Source organism: Mycobacterium sp. TH-M82 (assembly GCF_057473605.1).
Genome location: NZ_JBYCKY010000296.1, coordinates 1 through 2291, shown reverse-complemented (window position 1 = coordinate 2291; position 2291 = coordinate 1). Strand labels below are relative to the sequence as shown.

Here is a 2291-nt window from a genome sequence, read left to right as displayed (position 1 = left end):
AGGAGACTGGACCAACTACGCTGCCGAGGTCAGCCAACGCCTGCCACAGCGCTGAGGCATTCGGACAGTTCCGATATCCGACGTCACCATTAGACCTGTTCGACACCGATCTAGACGCCGTCGCCGGCAGCCTGGACGCCGCCATCAACGCGGCTATATAGGTTCTCTCGGCTGGCTCGGAACGGGTGTCACGTTCAGCGAGTCAGCCGCGATCCGCCCATGAAGAGCGACAGCTCGCGGGTTGCTCGGCATCGAGTAGTCCTCGTGGGGCGGTACCGGCGAGACGACGTTGATGATCGGGTGTCCGATCTCGGGCCACGCGAACGCGACCATCTTGTAACTGTTCGCGGGAAACCCGACCCGTGATGCCGCACGGGCGATAGATCCGCCGCACTGGCGGCGTCTCAAAGCTGATGAGAAATTCAAACCCCGCGATCTGGATGTATCCGCCGAGGATCTCGCTGCCCATACTGGCCGGGCGAAGGCGTATGGCCCTGACCCGCCTAGAACAGGAACAGGAAGCCGAGGTCCATACTCGCGACGAATGGGATTCCGAGGTCGTTGCACTAGCAGTCAATCTCGACGCCAAGTCGTGGCAAGGCAGGCCGTGGCTTGGTTCGACGAGATCAAAGCCGCCTATGAGCGGTCCAAGTCGAACCAGCAGGCCGACGAGATTCACCAGAAAGCCGAAAAGGAAGCCGAAGCCCGCGTCGCCCAACTCCGCGAAGAGCGCGGCCGACTTGAAGGATCCCTCACCGAGATGGCGAACGCGTCCGGTGTTAGCCGCGGTGAGCTCACCGACCTGATGGGCCGCACCCAGCACTATCTGGAAGCCGTTGACGCGTTGCAGGGCCTGGAAGACCAGCTGCAGGCCCCCCGGGGAATGGACCTGCCGGAACTGGAGAGCCAGTTGGCGGGATGCGATTACGAGCAACTCGTCGTGGATGGCGAGTCCACCCGGGACGCGCTCCGCGAGGCGGAAAAGGCCGCCGAAACCGCGCATGCGCTGGTCATCGAGGCGAAAAATAACCTCGCCCAACTCAAAGGCCGCACCGGTGCCGATGCACTCCAACAGGAGCTGAGCCAGGCTACCGCCGAGGTACTGGAGATCATCGAGGACTACGCCACCACTCAGCTCATGCACCATCTGCTCACCCAGGAGTTGCGGGCCTACCTGGAGTCACACCGAAACCCGGTGCTGGAGCGGGCCGGGTCCTACTGATCCGGGTCACGCAGGATCGGTTCACCGGACTGCAAGCCGAAGGAGAAGCTACCGAGCGGTCACTGGTCCTCATCGACGCCAATGACATCGAGCGCGAAACGGCCGAGCTGTCGGAAGGCAGCGCGGCGCAGCTGTATCTGGCACTGAGCTTGGCCGGAGTGCTCGATGTCGAGCAGGAACGCCGCGACGCCGGCTACGAGACAGTTCCGATCATGCTGGACGACGTACTGATGCCGTTCGACGACGAACGCGCGGCGATCACGCTGGACCTGCTCGCCGAAATCGGGGTGACCCAACAGATCGTGCTGTTCACCCACCACAGCGCGATGAAAGCGTAGGCAGGGACCACCTCGGGTCCGGTCACCGTCATCAGCCTGGCCCAACCCCAGCTGTGGAGTGAAAGTCAGGACCCTGCATGAATCTTCGTCCTGCACGCAATTTCTCGAAAAGGATCGCTCAGCCGCGGAGCGGAAGCACAGACACAACAGGAGAGTGAAGTACGGATGGACCCGTCAGCGTGGGACCAGCAACTCTTAAAGATATTTCGGTAATATAGTGAGTCGTATCGCGGAATTCGTGCTGTGGTATAGGACAATTGGTGTGTGGCGGGATCTATTGGCAGGCGACGGTCGGGTAAGGCCGCCAAAGTAGGTGCGCGGCAGGACTTTCAGGCGCTCAAGGCCCGGCGGATGGCTGCGGCGGATATGTTCGCCCGCGGCAAGCGTCAGGTCGACGTGATGGACAAGCTGGGCGTTTCGGCGCAGACCGCGTCACGTTGGCATCGGAGCTTCCTCGCCGAGGGTAAACAGGGGCTGGCCGGTGCCGGGCGTGCCGGCCGGTTGCCGAAGCTGTCTGACGAGCAGCTTGCGCAGGTGGAGCAGGCGCTGCTCAAGGGGCCGCGGGCCAACGGCTTCCCAACCCAGTTGTGGACCCTGGCGCGGGTCGCCGACGTCATCGAGACGCTGACCGGTATCCGGTATGGCCAAACCCAGACCTGGACCCTGCTGCGGGAGCGGCTGAGGTGGAGCAGACAGCGTCCGGCGCGACGCGCCATCGAACGCGACGACGA

3 protein-coding genes are annotated in these 2291 nt (G+C 63.1%); all 3 read left to right on the top strand.

Annotated features, from left to right (window positions below):
• The first annotated feature begins 607 nt into the window (after positions 1-607).
• Entirely contained in the window at positions 608-1222 is a 615-nt protein-coding gene (locus tag AC2VON_RS09360) for a hypothetical protein (protein WP_486952696.1), read from the top strand.
• Positions 1223-1380: 158 nt separating this feature from the next.
• Positions 1381-1560: a hypothetical protein gene (locus tag AC2VON_RS09355; protein WP_486952695.1), complete on the top strand. Its 180-nt coding sequence runs from the start codon at positions 1381-1383 to the stop codon at positions 1558-1560.
• 264 nt (positions 1561-1824) lie between these two features.
• Positions 1825-2291 (top strand): winged helix-turn-helix domain-containing protein (locus AC2VON_RS09350; RefSeq protein ID WP_486952694.1); only part of this gene is annotated, 467 nt, incomplete at its 3' end.